The following is a 17,739-nucleotide window of genomic DNA, read 5'->3' as shown; positions in this document are numbered from 1 at the left end:
CACAAGGATACTTTCTCAGAGAGATGGTTAACAAACTCTAGGATTACGGTATGGAACATTCCTCCGACGAGACCGGCGATCGGATCTCGGAGAATCTCTACCGGGTCGGCCTGAAAGCTGGCAGCAGCGACCTCGTAGATGTGTCGAACGTGACCCCTGCGGCAATGGACGAGATCGCAGAGCTGATGAAAGCTCTCGTGCGTTTGCGGGAGGCCGAGACCAAGCTCTCTGAGGCGTCTCGCAAGTACATGAAGCTGAGCGAGCAGGAGATGCGCGCACTCCACTACCTGATCGTCGCGAAGCGTCAGGGCGATATCGTCACGCCTGGGATGCTCGCAGCGCACCTGCGTATCTCCCCCGCATCGACAACGAAGCTTCTGAACCGGCTCGAACGAGACGCGCACATCGTGCGCAGCATGCACCCAAGCGACAGGCGCGCCTTCATGATCGACATCACCCCAGAAACTGAATCATCTGCGAAGCAGACCGTGGGGCGCCAGCAGGCGCGACGCTTCTACGCCGCGGCCCGCCTCAGCAGCGAGGAACGCGCCATCGTCACCCGCTTCCTCAACGACATGGCCGACGAGATCTCACTCACTCGCGCCGACTGGGCCAGCCCCTCCGACACTCCCTGGATCGCTGCCGCAGACACACCTGGTGCCACTCCTCCCGGACCTCCCGCCGGCGGCCCCGCAACGGAGTAGCCCGCATACAACAAAGGGCGGTCGATTTCTCGACCGCCCTTGCGTATGTTGGTGGGATCACCAGGGTGAGCGCCCTGTGCTGTTCAATCCCTTCGCAGCTGATTATCCGCGCTCGTTGAAGTCGCGCGACAGCTGGTTCGCTGCGTTCAACCACTTGTAGGTGAAGATGAACGGCCCGACAATGATCAAGCTGCCGAGGATGTTCCAGAGCCAGAAATCCGAGCCCCCCACGCTTGCGCTCTGACCGCGACGCTGCTGCTCGCGAGCCATGCGGTCGCTGGTCTTGTACCACCACACCAGGGTGACAATGCCCAGCGTAATCGGCCCGAGGAGCAGCGCGACAAGCCAGAAGTTCATCGAGCGGCGACCGTCGTATCGACCGGCGATGGTGTTGAGGTCTTCGCCGGTGCGGGCGGTCAGGTAAACCCCGTAGATCCCGAGGGTGATGATGCTCAACAGAATCATCTTTACGAGCGAACGGTTCGTTGAGAGGTTCGCGTAGGGGCGAGAGGCCTGCGCCTGCTGCGGGGCATCGATCTGGGTATCGACCTGAGTCATGGCATCCTTCAATGTGAGGTGATGAGGCTGAGAAAGGTTCACATTGTCACTGCACTATCTCTGTGAAACAGTTGATTATACTAGGTATTGACTGTGCAAACAGCACAGGCCTCCGCTACGCCGCCATCGCGGAGCGGCCTCGCCGCAGCAGAGTAGCCCGGGTGCGACAAGGGGCGGATGTCGACCGCCCTCGCGCACGTTGGTGGGGCTACCAAGAGTTGAACCTGGGACCTCATCTTCATGAGTGAGGTTTGTCCGACTGTGCACGACTTTGTCTGCATCGATTCTGCGGTGCACAACATGCATCAGTCAGGCGAGGCTCGGACAAAGGTTAGGTGCCTGACGGGGCCTGTTCTCATCTACGCCACTCACGCTAGAAGCGATTGACGCATCTTGTCTTCCGGGTGAATGCGGCTCCTCAGCCTCACGTGCGACGGGCGGCGAGGTCCGCACAAATACTCGCGAAAACATCGTCAGTGTCGAGCAGTTCGATCTTGCCGTTCTCAATGTCGTCGATACGCTGCCGAAGATCGCTGCGCCATGCTGCGTTCCACCTCGGCTTGATCGTTCTCAACCCCGTTTCCATCTTCGAGGCTCTACAGGCCATGTGCGGATGACGGCGGCGCACTCATGGTGGTCGAGCGCGAGCAAAGTCCGTTCAACCTCAAGCACATGCGCGTTCATATAGATCAGTGTTGCCCTGATAGCTCCAAGCACGGTAGCAGCCGCCGCAGTTGTGCCGATGCCCTCTGGCACTTCGGAGCGCCCAAAATACAGCGCATGGCATGACTCCGGGGGATCCCGTCACAAGGAGGACAAGTGCGCCACTTCTGTTTCAAACTTCTGGGCGAGCACCGGAACGACGAAGGGCGGTCGATTTCTCGACCGCCCTTGCATATGTTGGTGGGGCTACCAGGACTTGAACCTGGGACCTCTTCATTATCAGTGAAGCGCTCTAACCACCTGAGCTATAGCCCCTTGACCAAGCAACAACATTATCCGATTCGGGCCGAAATCAAAAATCGAAACCGAACACCGGGCGAGTTGCCGTGGTCGCGCACGCGAAGTGCGCCGCTTAGTTGCTGGTGAAGCCCAGCTGGAAACCACCCAGCACGCGCACCAACAGGTTGTAGATGAGCGAGCCGATGGCACCGAGCGCGGTGCCCACGATGGTGTTCAAGATTCCGACAACCACCGAGAAACCCAGCACCTGCGAGAAGCCGATGAACTTCATCAGGCTGTTGTCCTCACCCACGATGTCCATGAACAAGGCGTCGACCTGCGAGAACACTCCGGTCTGCAGCAGCACCGTGTAGATGAGAATCGCAGAGACCACGCTCACGATGCCCACGCACAGCGACACCAGGAACGAGAATTTCACCGCAGACCAGAAGTCAACGTAGACGAGCTTCAGGCGAACCTGCTTCGCGGGGGCCTTCTTGCGGGTCTTCTTTGCCAGCTTGTCGGCGACAGTGTTACTCATTCACGTCTTCCTTGTTCTCTGCGTTCTCGGTGCCCAGGGACTCGGACTCTTCGTCGTCGAGCCCGCGCTCCGTGTTTCGCGCGATGCCAATGATACGGTCCCGCTCTGGGAATCGCGCAAAGACGACACCCATAGTGTTGCGCCCCTTGGCCGGCACTTCGGCCACCGCAGACCGCACAACCTTGCCGCTTGCGAGCACCGCAAGCACCTCATCAGTCTCGTCAACGATGAGCGCCCCGACCAGATCGCCGCGGTTCTCATCGAGCTTCGCGACCTTGATGCCATATCCGCCGCGGTTCTGCACACGGTACTCATCGACGGCGGTGCGCTTCGCGTAACCGCCCTCGGTGACCACGAACACGTAGCCCTCAAGGCCATCGATCCGCGAGGCCGACAGCAGCGAGTCTCCGTCACGGAAGTTCATGCCGCGCACACCGCTCGTCGAGCGACCCATCGGTCGAAGCGCCTGATCAGACGCTGTAAATCGCACTGACATGCCGTGCTTCGACACGAGCAGCACATCGTCGCTCGACTCCGCGATCAGCGCAGACACCAGTTCGTCGCCCTCACGCAGCTTGATGGCGATGATGCCACCGGTGCGATTGGTGTCGTACTCGGTGAGCGCCGTCTTCTTCACCAGGCCGTCTCGGGTGGCGAGCACCAGGAACCAGCCGTCGGTGAAATCGCGCACATCGAGGATCTGCGTCACGGTCTCGTCGGGTGCGAGCGCCAGCAGATTCGCCAGGTGCTGGCCCTTGGAATCCCGCCCACCCTCGGGCACCTCGTAGGTCTTCGTGCGGTAGACGCGGCCCGTGTTCGTGAAGAACAACAGCCAGTGGTGCGTGGTGGTGACGAAGAAGTGCTCGACGATATCGTCGGCGCGCAGCTGCGCCCCCTTCACTCCCTTGCCGCCACGGTGCTGCGAGCGGTAGTTGTCGATGCGCGTGCGCTTGACGTAGCCACCGCGTGTGACGGTCACCACCATCTCCTCTTCGGGGATGAGGTCTTCCATCGACATATCGCCGTCGAAGCCGTGCAGAATCGTGGTGCGGCGCTCATCGCCGTACTTGTGAACGAGTTCGCTGAGCTCCTCGATCACGATCGCACGCTGCTCGGTGGGCGAGGCCAGAACGCCCTCGTACTCCTTGATCTGCGCTTCGAGCTTCGCGGCGAGATCGAGAATCTTCTGTCGCTCCATCGCGGCGAGGCGACGCAGCTGCAGGCCGAGGATCGCATCTGCCTGGATCTGATCCACATCGAGCAGGCTCATCAGACCTTCGCGGGCCTCCTCCACAGTGGGAGAGCGGCGGATCAGCGCGATAACTTCGTCGAGAGCGTCGAGCGCCTTCAGGTAGCCGCGCTGGATGTGCGCCTCTGCCTCTGCCTTCCGCAACCGGTACTCGGTGCGGCGCACAATGACCTCGATCTGGTGCTTCGCCCAGGCCGTAATGAAGCCGTCGAGCGCGAGTGTGCGGGGCACACCATCGACGATGGCGAGCATATTCGCGCCGAAGTTCTCCTGCAGCTGCGTGTGCTTGTACAGGTTGTTCAGCACGACCTTCGCAATGGCGTCGCGCTTCAGCACGACGACGAGGCGCTGGCCGGTGCGGCCGCTGGTCTCGTCGCGGATATCCGCAATGCCCTGAACCTTGTTGTCTTTCACAAGATCGGCGATCTTGACCGCAAGGTTGTCGGGGTTCACCTGGTACGGCAGCTCGGTGACGACAAGGCAGGTACGACCCTGGATCTCCTCGATGTTCACCACGGCGCGCATGGTGATCGAACCGCGCCCGGTGCGGTAAGCCTCGCGGATCCCCTTGGTGCCGAGAATCTGCGCGCCCGTTGGGAAGTCGGGGCCCTTGACCCGCTCCATGAGTGCTTCGAGCAGCTCTTCGCGGCTTGCGTCGGGGTGTTCGAGGTGCCAGATTGCGGCTTCCGAAACCTCGCGCAGGTTGTGCGGTGGGATGTTCGTTGCCATACCGACAGCGATACCCACGGAGCCGTTGACGAGCAGGTTCGGGAAGCGCGCAGTGAGCACTGTGGGCTCCTGCGTACGGCCGTCGTAGTTGTCCTGGAAGTCGACGGTCTCTTCGTCGATGTCGCGCACCATCTCCATGGCGAGCTGCGACATCTTCGTCTCGGTGTAACGGTGCGCGGCCGCGCCATCGTTGCCGGGAGAGCCGAAGTTGCCCTGTCCGAGCGCGAGGGGGTAGCGCATAGCCCACGGCTGCACGAGTCGCACCAGCGAGTCGTAAACCGCGCTGTCGCCGTGCGGATGGAACTGTCCCATCACGTCACCGATGACACGGGTGCACTTCGAGAATGCCTTATCGGGGCGGTATCCGCCGTCGTACATCGTGTAGATCACACGACGGTGCACGGGCTTCAAGCCGTCGCGCACATCGGGAAGGGCGCGCCCCACGATCACGCTCATGGCGTAGTCGAGGTAGGACCGCTGCATCTCGAGCTGTAGATCGACCTGGTCGATCCGACCGTGGTTCGCCTCTTCGGCGGTCTCCTGCTCGAGGTTGTCGGGGGTGGTGTTCTCAGATGTCAAGGAAACGCACGTCCTTCGCGTTCTGCTGAATGAAGCCACGGCGTGCCTCGACATCTTCACCCATCAGAGTGGCGAAGATCTCGTCGGCGGCTACCGCGTCGTCCATGGTGATCTGCCGCAGCGTTCGAGTCTCGGGGCTCATCGTGGTCTCCCACAGCTCCTCGTAGTTCATCTCGCCAAGACCCTTGTAGCGCTGCACGCCGCTCTCCTTCTGCAGGCGCTTGCCGTTTTCGGCGCCGAGGGCAAGCAGGGCGTCGCGCTCCGAGTCGCTGTAGGCGTACTCGTGTTCGGCGTTGACCCACTTGATGCGGTAGAGCGGCGGCTGCGCAAGGTAGACGTAGCCGAGATCGATGAGCGGGCGCATGTAGCGGAAGAGCAGCGTCAGCAGCAGCGTGGTGATGTGCTGGCCGTCGACGTCAGCATCGGCCATGAGCACGATCTTGTGGTAGCGGGCTTTCTCGGGATCGAACTCTTCGCCAATGCCGGCACCGAAGGCTGTGATCATCGCCTGCACCTCGGCATTGCCGAGGGCACGGTCGAGCCGGGCCTTTTCCACGTTCAGGATCTTGCCGCGCAGCGGCAAGATGGCCTGCGTTGCGGGGTTGCGACCCTGCACAGCAGAGCCGCCTGCGGAGTCGCCCTCCACGATGAAGATCTCGGAGATCGACGGATCCTTCGAGGAGCAGTCCTTGAGCTTGCCGGGCATACCACCTGACTCGAGGAGGCCCTTGCGGCGGGCGGTCTCGCGGGCCTTTCGCGCGGCAAGTCGCGCGGTGGCTGCCTGGATCGCCTTGCGGATGATGTCTTTCGCCGCACCGGGATTGCGCTCGAACCAATCGCCCAGCTGATCGCCCACGACCTTCTGCACGAAGGCCTTGGCCTCGGTGTTGCCGAGCTTTGTTTTGGTCTGGCCCTCGAACTGCGGCTCGCCGAGCTTGACCGAGATCACGGCAGTCAGACCCTCGCGCACGTCGTCGCCGGAAAGATTGTCATCCTTGTCGCGCAGGATGTTCTTCTCGCGGGCGTATTTGTTGACGAGCGTAGTGAGCGCTGCTCGGAAACCCTCCTCGTGCGTGCCGCCCTCGTGTGTGTTGATGGTGTTCGCGTAGGTGTGCACACTCTCGGTGTAGGCCGTCGTCCACTGCATCGCGATCTCTGCCGAGATCTTGCGCTCGGTGTCTTCAAGCTCAAACGAGATGATGTCGTCGTGCACGAGCTCGGCGCGCTTGGCCGAATTGAGGTAGTGCACGTAGTCTTCGATGCCTTTTTCGTACAAGAATTCGTCGCGCGGAGCCGGCGGCGCAACAAGCTCGCCCTCCTCGTTCTCGACGAGCTCTTGCGGGCGAAGATCGGTGACAATGATCTTGAGGCCCTTGTTCAAGAAGGCCATCTGCTGGAAACGTGTGCGCAGCGTCTGATAATCGAACTCAATGGTCTCGAAGATTTCAGCGCTCGGCCAGAAGGTGATGGTGGTGCCGGTCTCCTCACTCGGTTCTCCTTGCGCGAGGGGCGCATCGGGAACGCTGCCGGTGAACGACATGTTCCACGTGAAACCTTGGCGCTTCACCTCCACTTCGAAACGGCTCGACAGCGCATTCACCACGGAGGAACCGACGCCGTGCAGACCACCGGAAACCGCGTAGCCGCCTCCGCCGAACTTGCCTCCGGCGTGGAGCACCGTGAGCACAACCTCGACCGACGACTTCGAGGGGTCGGACGAGTGGGGATCGACTGGAATACCACGGCCATTGTCGATGACACGCACTCCCCCGTCTTCGAGGATGGTGACATCGATGGTGTCGCAGTGACCGGCCAGTGCTTCATCGACAGAGTTGTCGACGATCTCATAAACGAGGTGGTGCAAGCCACGGGGGCCCGTGGAACCGATGTACATGCCAGGACGCTTGCGCACTGCCTCAAGGCCCTCAAGCACCTGGATCGCTCCGGCGCCGTAGTCTTCCGCAGATGCGGCCTGTTCTGAACTCATGCCTTCAATGATCCTTTTCCGGCCCTCTCAGCGTGCTTTTACGCTCAGGACACTTCCGCACACCAGTCTATCAAGGACAGGCCGAGAAAAGCCCTGCGGCGGGCCGCTGGAGGCCACATTCAAAGGCGGATCGACCCCTATTCGCACCGCAAAGCTCGCGATGCACCGCGTCTCGCGCACGACGCGGCCCATGGATCGAACGCTTCTCGCTCCGAGTTGCGGGGTGTGGTGCCACTGATATAGCAGAATGTTTGCGCGCGCAGTGGTGTTCGGAAGATGCTTTGGTGCCTGAACGCCGACATCAGCCCATCGCGCACTGGCATCACCCTGGCGACACGATATCTCGTTACCCGTAGGTATCGCGCGGGCCGCGGCCCTTGACCGTACGTGGGCCGTGGCGCCAAGTGGGGGCACCTGGAGCAAGAAATCGCAGATCACGCACCTCTGCGTCGGGATAGTCGCGTAGGAGTCGCGTCAGCATCTCGGCTCGGAGGCGACGCAGCTCAGTCGCCCAGGTCGTTGAGTCGCACTGAATTTGCAGCACACCGTTGCTAATCCCGATCACCTTGGTATGTTCCGCGGTCGCCTCTCCGGCGAACTCAGGCCATTCCGCCAACAGGCGCGCCTGTTCGAGCTCGGCACTCCACCCCATGTCACTCGCCATGACCGTGAGCACTTCTCCGAGAGCGCGCGGATCACGTCCACCGCCGAACGGCCGCCCCCCGGGCAATTCATCATCAGTGCGGCGGCGATTTTTGCGCCGCAACGGAGCCCCGCGCCAGATTGATTTGGCACGCAGATATGCCTCGGTGGTGAATCCGTTCCCCGCTGAAGACGTCACGCACCCTCCTCGACGATTCTGCCCGCCTCGATTCGAACTCGATGCCAGGCTACGCCGTCAGGCACATCATCTTCCACGGCAGCGGTCACAATCACCTGCTCGAAGCCACTCACCGCCGACATCAATCGCTCCCGTCTCCGCGAATCAAGTTCCGCAAAAACGTCGTCGAGAATAATCACCGGATCCCCCGCAGGAGATTCGGCCCGCAGCACCTCTGCCAGCGCCATCTTCAACGAAAGCGCGAACGACCACGACTCACCATGGCTGGCGTAGCCCTTGACTGGCAGTTCGTTCAAACTCAGGAGGAGATCGTCACGGTGCGGGCCCACCAGCGTCACTCCCCGCTCGATCTCGCGCCCCCGCACCGCACGCAATGCAGCGCGAAACTCTTCTGCGAGTGTTTCACGTGAAACGTCAGCGAGTTCCTCCGTGCTGCGCGTTTCACGTGAAACATCGGAGGTCGCACCACTCACAGACTCATTCAGCGCCAATGTTGGTGCGTGATCCTCGTCGACCAGTGCTCGATAGCCGGCTCGGAGGGGGGCACCCAGATCGCGCACGAGTTCTCGACGCGCCAGCATGATCTGCACCCCATACTCGATGAGCTGCTCATCCCAAATACTTAGCGTGGATTCGAGTGCGTCCGCGCCCCGGCGCGCCGATTTTAACAACGAAGTGCGCTGTCGAACGGCACGTTCGTAGTCGCTGAGAGCCCCTGCAGCCACCGGATGCCGCGAAACCAGCGCATCATCGAGAAAGCGCCGCCGTCCTGAGGGCTCTCCACGAACGATTCCGAGATCTTCTGGCATAAATGAGACCGCAGAAAACCATCTCGTCACCTCTCGGGGACGCACCACATTGCGATTCACCTGCGCACGATTCGCGCGATCACGGTTCAGTTGGAGTTCGAGCAGCACGTCTCGCTGTGCCGCCTCAACCCTCATGCGTGCAATCGCGGACTCGGCGCCCGCTCGGATCATCGGTACGTCACCGCTCGCGCGGTGCGAACGAAGGATCGCGAAATACGCGATGGCTTCGACGAGATTCGTTTTGCCCTGACCGTTACGGCCCACCAGAAGGTTCGGGCCGGCCTGCAGTTCGAGCTCGGCGGTGGCGTAGTTGCGGAAGTCTCCGAGCGAGAGGTGCGCGACCCGCATCGCTCCCCTCCCCTATCGCAGCAGCAGGTTAGGCTGCAGCAGGTAGCGGAAGCTCTCTTCGTCAGCGTCGTCTTTGCTGCGCTGGCTCGTGATCAGCACTGGGCCGGGCTTACCGGGGTTGTCGGTGCGCGTAAACGCGATACGAGCGAACTCGGAGTGCGTTGAACGCAGGCCGTCAAGCAGGAACTGAGGCTTCAGTGAAACCACCATATCGTCGCCGACGAGGTGCGCGTCGACGGTTTCAACCGCTTGCGCCGACTCGGTACCAGCAGCCTCAAGAGTCACGGTGCCCTCGGCGAAGGAGAAACGAAGCGCGGCTTCGCGCTCAAGCACGAGCCCGACACGACCAACCGACTCGACAAGCTCAGCCGTGTTCACCACTGAGTAGTTGTCGACGGTGGTGGGGAACAGCCTGCCCACCGGGGGGTAGTTGCCCTTGATCAGCAACGAAGTCACCGTCTTCGATCCGCCCGTGAAGGCGATGAGTTCACGCTCATCATCCTTGATGATCGAAACCTGCACCTGGCCGTCGCCGGAGAAGGTCTTACCCACTTCAGTGACGATCTTCGACGGCACGAGTGCGCTGAGATCGTTCTGGCCGCTCTGATTCTCCCAGTCGATGCTCCGGGTTGCCACGCGGTAGCGGTCAGTAGCGGTGAGGGTGAGCGAGTTTTCAGTGACCTCGAACTGCACGCCGGTAATCACCGGGGTGACATCGTCCTTCGATGCAGCCAGTGAGACCTGCGCAATCGCATCAGCGAACAGATCAGCGGGAACCGAGCCGGAAATGGAGTCGATCTGAGGAAGCTGCGGGTACTCTTCGACAGGCATTGCGGGCAGACGGAATGACGCCGATCCGCACCGCACCTCAACACGGTTCTCAACGAGCGACAATTCCACATCGGCGTGCGGAAGGCGCTGGGCGATCTCGCTGAGGAGGCGACCTGAGACGAGTGCTCGACCTGCCTCAGAAACATCTGCGGTGACGCTCGTGCGTGCAGAGACTTCGTAGTCGAACGAAGATACTGTGAGTTTGTCGCCCTCAGCCTCGATGAGAGCACCACTGAGCAGGGGCTGGGTGGGGCGCTGCGGAAGCAGCTTCACTGCGAACGACACAGCGTCGCTGAACACGTCACGGTTGACGGTGAATCGCATTTGGCTTCCCTCCCATGCGCAAGCGCGCATGAATCTCATCGGTTCACAATCTTTGCATACTCGGAGGCGAGGGGCATCCGTCACCTTCTTGTGAGGCGGATCTCGGGGCTCGGTCCCCAGCCGGTCTGCGTGATGGAGTGCCCGTTAACAAGAATTGAGATGTTAACAGTGTTAACAGCTGTGGATACTGTGGATAACTCGCGACATCCCAGTGTTCCGTAGAGAACTACAACTCTGTGAGATGTTGGCGAATGGTGGATGAGTGGGGATCGGCGGAATGACGCGGAAATCTTGTCATTCATGAGTTTCCACAGGCCGCCGGTTTCCCTCCACAGATTTGTGTGACTTGTCCCCATTTATTCACAGGGCGGTGGATAACTGTGGATAATTTCGCCCGCCGCAAGCGGCGGGCGGCCCCTCAGCGAGAACCCTGCTTGATGCGCGTCGTGAGCTCGGTGACCTGGTTGTAGATCGAGCGACGTTCGGCGATGAGCTGCGAAATCTTCTTGTGGGCGTACATCACCGTCGTGTGGTCGCGCCCACCGAAAAGCTGACCGATCTTCGGCAGTGACAGCGGAGTCAACTCCCTGCAGAGGTACATCGCGATCTGTCGTGCAGTGGCGATCTGCTGCGCACGCGTGGGGCCGTACAGATCGTCAACTGAAAGATCGAAGTATTCGGCCGTCCGGCTGATGATGTCGGAGGGCTGCACCTCATTGTCGGCGTCGAGCGTAATGAGATCTTTCAACACGGTGTGCACGAGCGGCATATCGATCCGCTGCTGATTCAGACTCGCGTAAGCGGTGACGCGAATCAGCGTGCCTTCGAGCTCTCGAATGTTCGAGGAGAACTTGCTGGCGATGAACTCGAGGATGTTGTGATCGATCTCGAGATTCTCTCGCTGCGCCTTCTTGCGAAGGATTGCAATACGCGTTTCGAGGTCTGGCGCCTGGATATCTGTCAACAGACCCCACTCGAAGCGCGACAGCATGCGTTCCTCGAAGCCCCGCAGCTGTTTCGGCTGCACATCGCTCGTGATCACCACCTGCTTGTTGTGATCGTGCAGCGTATTGAACGTGTGGAAGAACGCTTCCTGCGTTTCGACCTTGTCTTCGAGGAACTGGATGTCGTCAACAAGCAGGATGTCCACGCTGCGGTAGCGGGCGTGGAAGGCTGCTCCCTGATTGTTCGCGATGGAGTTGATGAAGTCGTTCGTGAAATCTTCCGAACTGACGTAGCGCACGCGCACGCTGGGAAAGAGCTCTCTTGCGTAGTGCCCAATAGCGTGCAGCAGGTGAGTTTTGCCCAGGCCGGAGTCGCCGTAAATGAAGAGCGGGTTGTAGGCGCGGGCGGGCGCCTCAGCCACAGCCACGGCTGCGGCGTGCGCGAAGCGGTTGGACTGGCCGATCACGAAGCTGTCAAATCGGTATTTCTCATTGAGCCGGCTGTCGAGTTGCTCATCTACCCCATGGCGGCTGCGCGGCTCTGAAACGGGGCGGTGGGTGTCGTGCCGCGGTTGGGATGCGGCGTGCAGCCCCGGATCTGTGTCGACGGCGTGCAGCGGCACTGACACAGGCGGGGGCACGGGCTCCGGCTCGGGATCAAGCGCGGGGTGGGCGTCTTCGTCGACGATCACCACGAAGCTCTCGATCTCCTGCGCGTCGGCGATTCCGGAGATGGCGTTCATGATGGCGGGGCGCAGCCGGTTCTCAAGCAGCTTGAGGGTGAACTCGAGCTGCACGGCGAGGTAGAGCGTTCCGGCGGCGATGCCGCGGGGCACTGCGAGGGCCAACTGTGCGCCAACAGCCGGGCCGACTGCGGGATCGGCCATTACGGCCTGGGTGACTCTGCCCCAGACTTCTTGCAGTTCGTCGTCTGTCACGCGGATACTCGGTTCGGTTTCGTAGCTGGAAAGAGATATGTTATGCCCAGCTTTATCCACAACTTGAAGAGCGTGAACCCCCGGGATTACTGGGGAGTTCGGGCCGGACGAACACCTGCGCCCACGTTAGTCACAGATTTGTCCACAGGCAAGTCTGGAATTGGACGGGCGGTGCGCGGGCGGGAATGACAGGAATCCGCTTTGACTGTGGCCCGATTTGGGCGTAAAGTAATGACCTTGTATGGGCGGTAGCCACTGCTGCCCTGCCCAATTCCGACTTCCTCGACGCTCCGAGCTGCGGGGATCTGTTCCATAAGTCACGGAGTCTTTCATGAGCAAGCGTACGTTCCAGCCCAACAACCGTCGTCGCGCCAAGGTGCACGGCTTCCGCGCCCGCATGCGCACCCGTGCCGGTCGCGCCATCGTCGCGGCTCGTCGCGGCAAGGGCCGCTCGAAGCTCACCGCGTAGTCGCTTCTTCTTCCCTGGATCATCGTGCCTGCCAAGCGGCATCGCGTTACCCGGGGTGAGGATTACCGGTTCGTCGTGCGAACCGGCCGCCGCGTGGGTGGTGCGTTCTGCATCACCCACGCGGTTTTGCGTTCTCAGGAGGGCGCCGGCGGTGTCGGCTCAGCCCAGACCATCACCGAGAGCACGTCTGAAACTGCCGGTGCGATCCGCGAAAGCGACCCGGCCCTTGCCGCAATGCAGGCCCCGGCCCGGTTCGGGTTCATCATTTCCAAGGCTGTGGGCAATGCGGTCACCCGCAATCTGGTGCGTCGCCGCATGAAGTCGGTGGTTGAGCGCCGCATTGCCAGTGGCATGCAGGGTGTGGATGTGGTCTTTCGCGCGTTGCCCGCTGCGGCGGATGCATCGTTCGAGGCGTTGGAGCGTGAGATGAACCGCGCGCTTGACAGGGTCGAGCGTGAGGTGCACGGAGGAGAGCGGAAATGAGGCGTCTGGCGTATGACCTCTGGTTCCTCCCCCGGAATCTGATGATCGGTGTCATGCACCTCTATCGCCGCTTCATCTCACCGCTCTACGGCCAGGTGTGCAGGTACTACCCATCCTGTTCCCGATACGCTGTGGAGGCGTATCAACTGCGCGGATTCATCGTCGGATCGCTTGTGACGATCTGGCGTTTGCTGCGCTGCAACCCGTTCAGCCCCGGCGGCATCGATGATGTCACGCCCGGGCGGCGCCAGAACTTTGTGATTAATCAGCGCGGCTTCGTCCGCCCCATCGAGCGAAAGGCCTGATCCCGGTGGACTTCTTCGAAACGATACTTTGGCCGTTGCGCTGGCTCGTTGAGCTGGTGCTGTGGGCTTGGCACTGGCTGTTCACCGCGCTCGGCCTGGATCCGGCATCGGGTGTGACCTGGGTGCTGTCGATTATCGGCCTGGTGGTCGTGGTGCGTTCGGCCCTGATTCCGGTGATGGTGCGCCAGATCAAGTCGCAGCGCCGCATGATGGAGATCGCTCCTGAGCTGAAGAAGGTTCAGGACAAGTACAAGGGCAAGAAGGATCAGTTCTCGCGTGAGGCCATGAGCCGCGAGACGATGGCGCTGTACAAGAAGCACGGCACCAACCCCTTCGCGTCGTGCCTGCCGATCCTGATTCAGATGCCGATCTTCTTCTCGCTGTTCTACGTGCTGCGGCACGCGGCTGAGAACAAGACCGGTATCGGCTTCATGACACAGGATCTCACCGAGAGCTTCAATGCGGCGTCGATTTTCGGTGCCCCGCTGAAGATGACGTTCACCCAGGGCTGGGAGAGCGGCAACTGGATGGTCGTCGCGCTGCTCGGCACCATCATGGTGCTGATGATCGCGTCGCAGTTCTTCACGCAGCTGCAGATCATGTCGAAGAACGTCTCTGACGAGACGAAGAACTCGCCGATGTACCGTCAGCAGCGCGTGCTGCTGTACATCATTCCGTTCGCCTTCCTGTTTTCGGGTGTTGCGTTCCCACTCGCGCTCAACATCTACTGGTTCTCCTCGAACCTGTGGACCATGGGGCAGCAGTTCATCGTGATCCGCAACATGCCCACCCCGGGCAGCGATGCGTGGCGTGCACGTCAGGCCCGTCTCAAGGCGAAGGGTAAGCTGACCGACGAAGAGGCGAAGGCTCTTGAGGTTGCCGAGCAGCCGAAGCAACTGGGCCAGCGCCAGCAGCCTGTCAGCGCGAAGCGCGCCAAGAAGAAGAAAAAGTGAGGTCACTGTGAGCATTGACGAGGCAATCGCCGACCGCACGCACGTGGAGCCGGCTGTCGAAGAACTCGAATCCGACGGCGATCTCGCTGCCGATTACATTGAGGGTCTGCTCGACATCGCTGATCTCGGTGGCGACATCGACATCGATGTTGCGAACGGGCGTGCCTATGTTGCCGTTAACGGTGGCGGCTCCGATCTTGATCGGCTTGCCACGCCTGACGTGGTGCAGGCCCTGCAGGATCTGACGCGCCTTGCGGTGCAGGCGAAGACGGGGCGCTTCTCGCGGCTCATCATCGATGTGGGTGGGTCGCGCAATGCGCGCGCGGCTGAGCTCAAGGGCATGGTTGACGCCGCGATCGCTCAGATCGCTGCCGGCCTGGACCGGGTCGAGCTGGAGCCGATGTCGTCGTACGAGCGCAAGCTGGTGCACGATGATGTGGCTGAACGCGGCTACTTCTCGGAGTCGCGCGGCGAGGGCAAGGATCGCCGGCTCGTCATCAGCCGCGGTTGAGGGGCCGCACGCGCGTTTCACGTGAAACGCCGCTGCAGGCCTGCTGCCTGAGCATGACCGGACACACGAACGCGAAGGGGGCGCAGTGAGCGAGAGCGAGCTTGAGGTCGAACCGTCGGCCGCGGCGGAGATTGCGGGCGACCGCATCGAGGTGCTGCGTGAGTTCGCGCGGGATCTCGGCGAACGCGGTGAAGAGCTCGGTCTGATCGGGCCGCTCGAACCGCCGCGTCTTTGGACGCGTCACCTGCTGAACAGCGCGATTCTCGCGCCGCTCATCACTGCGGGTGCCAAGGTCGCCGATATCGGCACGGGTGGCGGAATGCCGGGCTTGGTGCTGGCGATTGTGCGCCCCGACGCGGAGTTTCGGCTCATCGAGCCAATGGAGCGCCGTTGCAACTGGCTGAACGAGCAGATCGAGCGCTTGCAGCTCGACAATGTCGAGGTGCTGCGGGGGCGTGCCGAGGAGTATCACGGCGCCTTTGAGGTGGATCAGGTTACTGCGCGCGCGGTGACTGCGCTGCGCAAGTTGGTGCCGCTGACCGCTCCCCTGCTGCGCGACGGCGGTGAGATGCTGTTCCTCAAGGGCGCTTCGGTGCAGGGCGAGATCGATGCTGCCGAGAAGGTGCTACGCAAGCACCGGGTGCGGGAGATCTCGGTGGAGGAGCTCGGCGCGGGGCAGCTGGCCGAGACGACGCGCGTGTTTCGGGCTAAAATCGGTTCTCATGGCTGAGGCGGAGAAGACGCTCGTCGGCGATCACCTCGTCGACAAAATTAGGCGACGCCGCAAACTCGCTGAGACGGTGTCCCCGCTTCCTTCGGCACCGCGCATCATCACGGTTTCAAACCAGAAGGGCGGCGTCGGCAAGACCACCACCACGGTGAACTTGGCTTCGGCGCTGGCTCGCCGGGGCGCGCGGGTGCTGGTGATCGATCTTGATCCGCAGGGTAATGCGTCGACGGCGCTCGGTGTGCCGCATCGCCCTGAGGTGACGAGTGTGTACGACGTGTTGTTGGGTGACAGCAGCCTCGAAGATGCGCTGCAGCCGACCACCGATCACGAGAATCTGTTCTGTGTGCCGTCGACGATCAACCTCGCGGGTGCTGAGATCGAGCTGGTGTCGTTGGTGGCCCGTGAGCAGCGTCTGCGCACGGCGCTGCAGAGTTTCCTCGCGCAGGCAGAGCACGCCTACCACTACGTGTTTATCGACTGCCCGCCGTCGCTGGGACTGCTCACGGTCAACGCTTTCGTCGCCGCTGACGAGGTGCTGATCCCGATTCAGTGCGAGTATTACGCGCTGGAGGGCCTGAGCCAGCTACTGGGCAACATCCAACTGATCCAGAAGCATCTCAATCCGGGGCTCGCGATCTCCACGATTTTGCTCACCATGTACGACGCGCGCACGAATCTTGCGCAGGAGGTTGCCGGTGAGGTGCGGTCGCATTTCCCTGAGCAGGTGCTTGCTGCGGTGATTCCACGGTCGGTGCGCATTTCTGAGGCACCGAGCTACGGGCAGACGGTGCACGCGTATGACGGCGGTTCGATCGGTGCGCTTGCGTATCTTGAGGCGGCTGCTGAGATGGCGGATCGCGGCGCTGGCGCACCGCAGGGGGCAGACTCACACGAAGACGGAGAGGCGTAGGCATGGCGACCAAGAAGCGAGGCGGGCTCGGCCGCGGGATTGGCGCGCTCATTCCGCAGGCGCCATCGACCGGGGAGCGCCCGGTCGATGTGTTCTTCCCCGCGAACAATGGAGCGGCAGCTGTTGCCGCCGCCGAGAGTGAAGAGGCGACGGGCGCGGCGTCGGAGACTGCCGATGCCCCGCGTTTGCAGGAGGTGCCCGGCGCGCAGTTGACGCGTTTGGCGGTTGCTGAGATCGTACCGAACCGTTCGCAGCCTCGCACCGAGTTCGATGAGGAAGCGCTTGATGAACTGACGCACAGTGTGCGTGAGTTCGGCGTTTTCCAGCCGATCGTGGTGCGTGCCATCGAGCCGGCGCCCGCGGAGGGCGAGCCCCGGTACGAGCTGATCATGGGTGAGCGTCGTCTGCGTGCTTCGAAGCGTGCGGGCTTGGAGACGATCCCCGCGATCGTTCGCAGCACCGCCGATGAGCACATGCTGCGCGACGCGCTGCTTGAGAATCTGCACCGTGCGCAGCTGAATCCTCTGGAGGAGGCGTCGGCGTATCAGCAGCTGCTCGCCGATTTCGGCATCACGCAGGAGCAGCTGGCTGAGCGGATCGGGCGTTCGCGCCCGCAGATTTCGAACACGATCCGTTTGTTGCGCCTGCCTGAGCAGGTACAGGCGCGGGTGGCTGCGGGTGTGTTGTCGGCGGGTCACGCGCGGGCGATTTTGTCGCTTGATGGTGACGGCGAGTCGATGCAGCGTCTGGCCGACAAGATTGTGAATGAGGGTCTGTCGGTGCGTGCGGCTGAGGCTGCGGCATCTGAGGAGCCGAAGCGTCGGGTGCCGAAGCCGCGGGCGGGCGGCGTGCAGGCGCAGCTCGGTGAGATCGCGGATCGTCTGGGCGACCGTTTCGATACGCGGGTGGCGGTGAAGCTGGGCGCGAAGAAGGGGCAGATCATCATCGACTTCGCGACGATCGCCGACCTGAAGCGCATTCTGTCGGAGCTCGGAGACCCCGGCTTCAGCTGAGCCTCTCTTGATACTGCCGAAGGCAGGTGAATGGTGGCGGC

General features: G+C 61.9%; 18 protein-coding genes and 1 tRNA gene. 9 read left to right on the top strand and 10 right to left on the bottom strand.

The window, feature by feature from the left end; genetic code table 11:
* Positions 1-50 precede the first annotated feature (50 nt).
* On the top strand, positions 51-704 hold the full coding sequence (locus tag WFL22_RS07725) for a MarR family winged helix-turn-helix transcriptional regulator (protein WP_336992143.1): 654 nt from the start codon (positions 51-53) through the stop codon (positions 702-704).
* Between the two features lie 102 nt (positions 705-806).
* Here the strand turns inward: WFL22_RS07725 and WFL22_RS07720 are convergent, their stop codons facing one another.
* The 10 genes from WFL22_RS07720 to dnaA all read right to left on the bottom strand — a co-directional run bounded on the left by WFL22_RS07720 (position 807) and on the right by dnaA (position 12,330).
* Entirely contained in the window at positions 807-1,262 is a 456-nt protein-coding gene (locus WFL22_RS07720) for a DUF4234 domain-containing protein (protein WP_336992141.1), read from the bottom strand.
* Between the two features lie 424 nt (positions 1,263-1,686).
* Entirely contained in the window at positions 1,687-1,836 is a 150-nt protein-coding gene (locus tag WFL22_RS07715; protein ID WP_336992140.1) for an addiction module protein, read from the bottom strand.
* A gap of 327 nt (positions 1,837-2,163) precedes the next feature.
* Positions 2,164-2,240, bottom strand: a tRNA-Ile gene (locus WFL22_RS07710).
* A gap of 97 nt (positions 2,241-2,337) precedes the next feature.
* Positions 2,338-2,745: a DUF3566 domain-containing protein gene (locus WFL22_RS07705; RefSeq protein ID WP_336652479.1), complete on the bottom strand. Its 408-nt coding sequence runs from the start codon at positions 2,743-2,745 to the stop codon at positions 2,338-2,340.
* Positions 2,738-5,302 carry a DNA gyrase subunit A gene (gene gyrA / locus WFL22_RS07700; protein WP_336992139.1) on the bottom strand — a complete coding sequence of 855 codons (2,565 nt, stop codon included), beginning with the start codon at positions 5,300-5,302 and terminating at the stop codon, positions 2,738-2,740. Before gyrA ends, WFL22_RS07705 begins: the two co-directional genes overlap by 8 nt.
* Positions 5,292-7,289 (bottom strand): DNA topoisomerase (ATP-hydrolyzing) subunit B, encoded by a 1,998-nt coding sequence (gyrB, locus tag WFL22_RS07695; protein ID WP_336652481.1) that lies wholly within the window; start codon positions 7,287-7,289, stop codon positions 5,292-5,294. Before gyrB ends, gyrA begins: the two co-directional genes overlap by 11 nt.
* 346 nt (positions 7,290-7,635) lie before the next feature.
* The gene (locus WFL22_RS07690) at positions 7,636-7,965 is read right to left on the bottom strand and encodes a DUF721 domain-containing protein (RefSeq protein WP_336992396.1); all 330 of its coding nucleotides are present in this window, start codon (positions 7,963-7,965) and stop codon (positions 7,636-7,638) included.
* Positions 7,966-8,126: 161 nt separating this feature from the next.
* Positions 8,127-9,287 (bottom strand): DNA replication/repair protein RecF, encoded by a 1,161-nt coding sequence (gene recF / locus WFL22_RS07685; protein WP_336652483.1) that lies wholly within the window; start codon positions 9,285-9,287, stop codon positions 8,127-8,129.
* Between the two features lie 12 nt (positions 9,288-9,299).
* A complete protein-coding gene (gene dnaN / locus WFL22_RS07680) occupies positions 9,300-10,442 on the bottom strand; it encodes a DNA polymerase III subunit beta (protein ID WP_336652484.1) in 1,143 nt (380 codons plus the stop codon).
* Positions 10,443-10,860: 418 nt separating this feature from the next.
* Positions 10,861-12,330 (bottom strand): chromosomal replication initiator protein DnaA, encoded by a 1,470-nt coding sequence (gene dnaA, locus WFL22_RS07675; RefSeq protein ID WP_442918565.1) that lies wholly within the window; start codon positions 12,328-12,330, stop codon positions 10,861-10,863.
* A gap of 325 nt (positions 12,331-12,655) precedes the next feature.
* Between dnaA and rpmH the strand changes: the two genes are divergently transcribed.
* The 8 genes from rpmH (at position 12,656) to WFL22_RS07635 (ending at position 17,698) form a co-directional block, all read left to right on the top strand.
* Complete coding sequence (gene rpmH / locus WFL22_RS07670) at positions 12,656-12,793, top strand: 50S ribosomal protein L34 (protein ID WP_010155609.1); 138 nt, start codon at positions 12,656-12,658, stop codon at positions 12,791-12,793.
* A gap of 24 nt (positions 12,794-12,817) precedes the next feature.
* On the top strand, positions 12,818-13,276 hold the full coding sequence (gene rnpA, locus WFL22_RS07665; protein ID WP_336992137.1) for a ribonuclease P protein component: 459 nt from the start codon (positions 12,818-12,820) through the stop codon (positions 13,274-13,276).
* Positions 13,273-13,581 carry a membrane protein insertion efficiency factor YidD gene (gene yidD / locus WFL22_RS07660; protein ID WP_336652486.1) on the top strand — a complete coding sequence of 103 codons (309 nt, stop codon included), beginning with the start codon at positions 13,273-13,275 and terminating at the stop codon, positions 13,579-13,581. The genes rnpA and yidD overlap by 4 nt, the downstream gene beginning before the upstream one ends.
* A 5-nt stretch (positions 13,582-13,586) precedes the next feature.
* Complete coding sequence (gene yidC, locus WFL22_RS07655) at positions 13,587-14,534, top strand: membrane protein insertase YidC (RefSeq protein WP_336652487.1); 948 nt, start codon at positions 13,587-13,589, stop codon at positions 14,532-14,534.
* A gap of 7 nt (positions 14,535-14,541) precedes the next feature.
* Entirely contained in the window at positions 14,542-15,045 is a 504-nt protein-coding gene (locus WFL22_RS07650) for a Jag family protein (RefSeq protein WP_336992136.1), read from the top strand.
* Positions 15,046-15,130: 85 nt separating this feature from the next.
* On the top strand, positions 15,131-15,775 hold the full coding sequence (rsmG, locus tag WFL22_RS07645; protein ID WP_336992135.1) for a 16S rRNA (guanine(527)-N(7))-methyltransferase RsmG: 645 nt from the start codon (positions 15,131-15,133) through the stop codon (positions 15,773-15,775).
* Positions 15,768-16,685, top strand: a complete 918-nt coding sequence (locus tag WFL22_RS07640; protein WP_336652490.1) for a ParA family protein — start codon at positions 15,768-15,770, stop codon at positions 16,683-16,685. The genes rsmG and WFL22_RS07640 overlap by 8 nt, the downstream gene beginning before the upstream one ends.
* A gap of 2 nt (positions 16,686-16,687) precedes the next feature.
* Positions 16,688-17,698 (top strand): ParB/RepB/Spo0J family partition protein, encoded by a 1,011-nt coding sequence (locus WFL22_RS07635; RefSeq protein WP_336992133.1) that lies wholly within the window; start codon positions 16,688-16,690, stop codon positions 17,696-17,698.
* Positions 17,699-17,739: the final 41 nt, after the last annotated feature.

The sequence above is a fragment of the Leucobacter sp. VD1 genome, assembly GCF_037150695.1.
Lineage (GTDB): Bacteria > Actinomycetota > Actinomycetes > Actinomycetales > Microbacteriaceae > Leucobacter.
The sequence above is the reverse complement of the archived record's forward strand: the minus strand, read 5'-3'. Positions and strand labels throughout refer to the sequence as shown.

Excerpts from the sequence above, each read along its gene's own strand:
- gyrB (WP_336652481.1), bottom strand. The coding sequence starts at position 7,289 with ATGAGTTCAGAACAGGCCGCATCTGCGGAAGACTACGGCGCCGGAGCG.
- WFL22_RS07725 (WP_336992143.1), top strand. The coding sequence starts at position 51 with ATGGAACATTCCTCCGACGAGACCGGCGATCGGATCTCGGAGAATCTC.
- WFL22_RS07705 (WP_336652479.1), bottom strand. The coding sequence starts at position 2,745 with ATGAGTAACACTGTCGCCGACAAGCTGGCAAAGAAGACCCGCAAGAAG.
- recF (WP_336652483.1), bottom strand. The coding sequence starts at position 9,287 with ATGCGGGTCGCGCACCTCTCGCTCGGAGACTTCCGCAACTACGCCACC.
- WFL22_RS07635 (WP_336992133.1), top strand. The coding sequence starts at position 16,688 with ATGGCGACCAAGAAGCGAGGCGGGCTCGGCCGCGGGATTGGCGCGCTC.
- rpmH (WP_010155609.1), top strand. The coding sequence starts at position 12,656 with ATGAGCAAGCGTACGTTCCAGCCCAACAACCGTCGTCGCGCCAAGGTG.
- WFL22_RS07640 (WP_336652490.1), top strand. The coding sequence starts at position 15,768 with ATGGCTGAGGCGGAGAAGACGCTCGTCGGCGATCACCTCGTCGACAAA.
- WFL22_RS07720 (WP_336992141.1), bottom strand. The coding sequence starts at position 1,262 with ATGACTCAGGTCGATACCCAGATCGATGCCCCGCAGCAGGCGCAGGCC.
- dnaN (WP_336652484.1), bottom strand. The coding sequence starts at position 10,442 with ATGCGATTCACCGTCAACCGTGACGTGTTCAGCGACGCTGTGTCGTTC.
- yidD (WP_336652486.1), top strand. The coding sequence starts at position 13,273 with ATGAGGCGTCTGGCGTATGACCTCTGGTTCCTCCCCCGGAATCTGATG.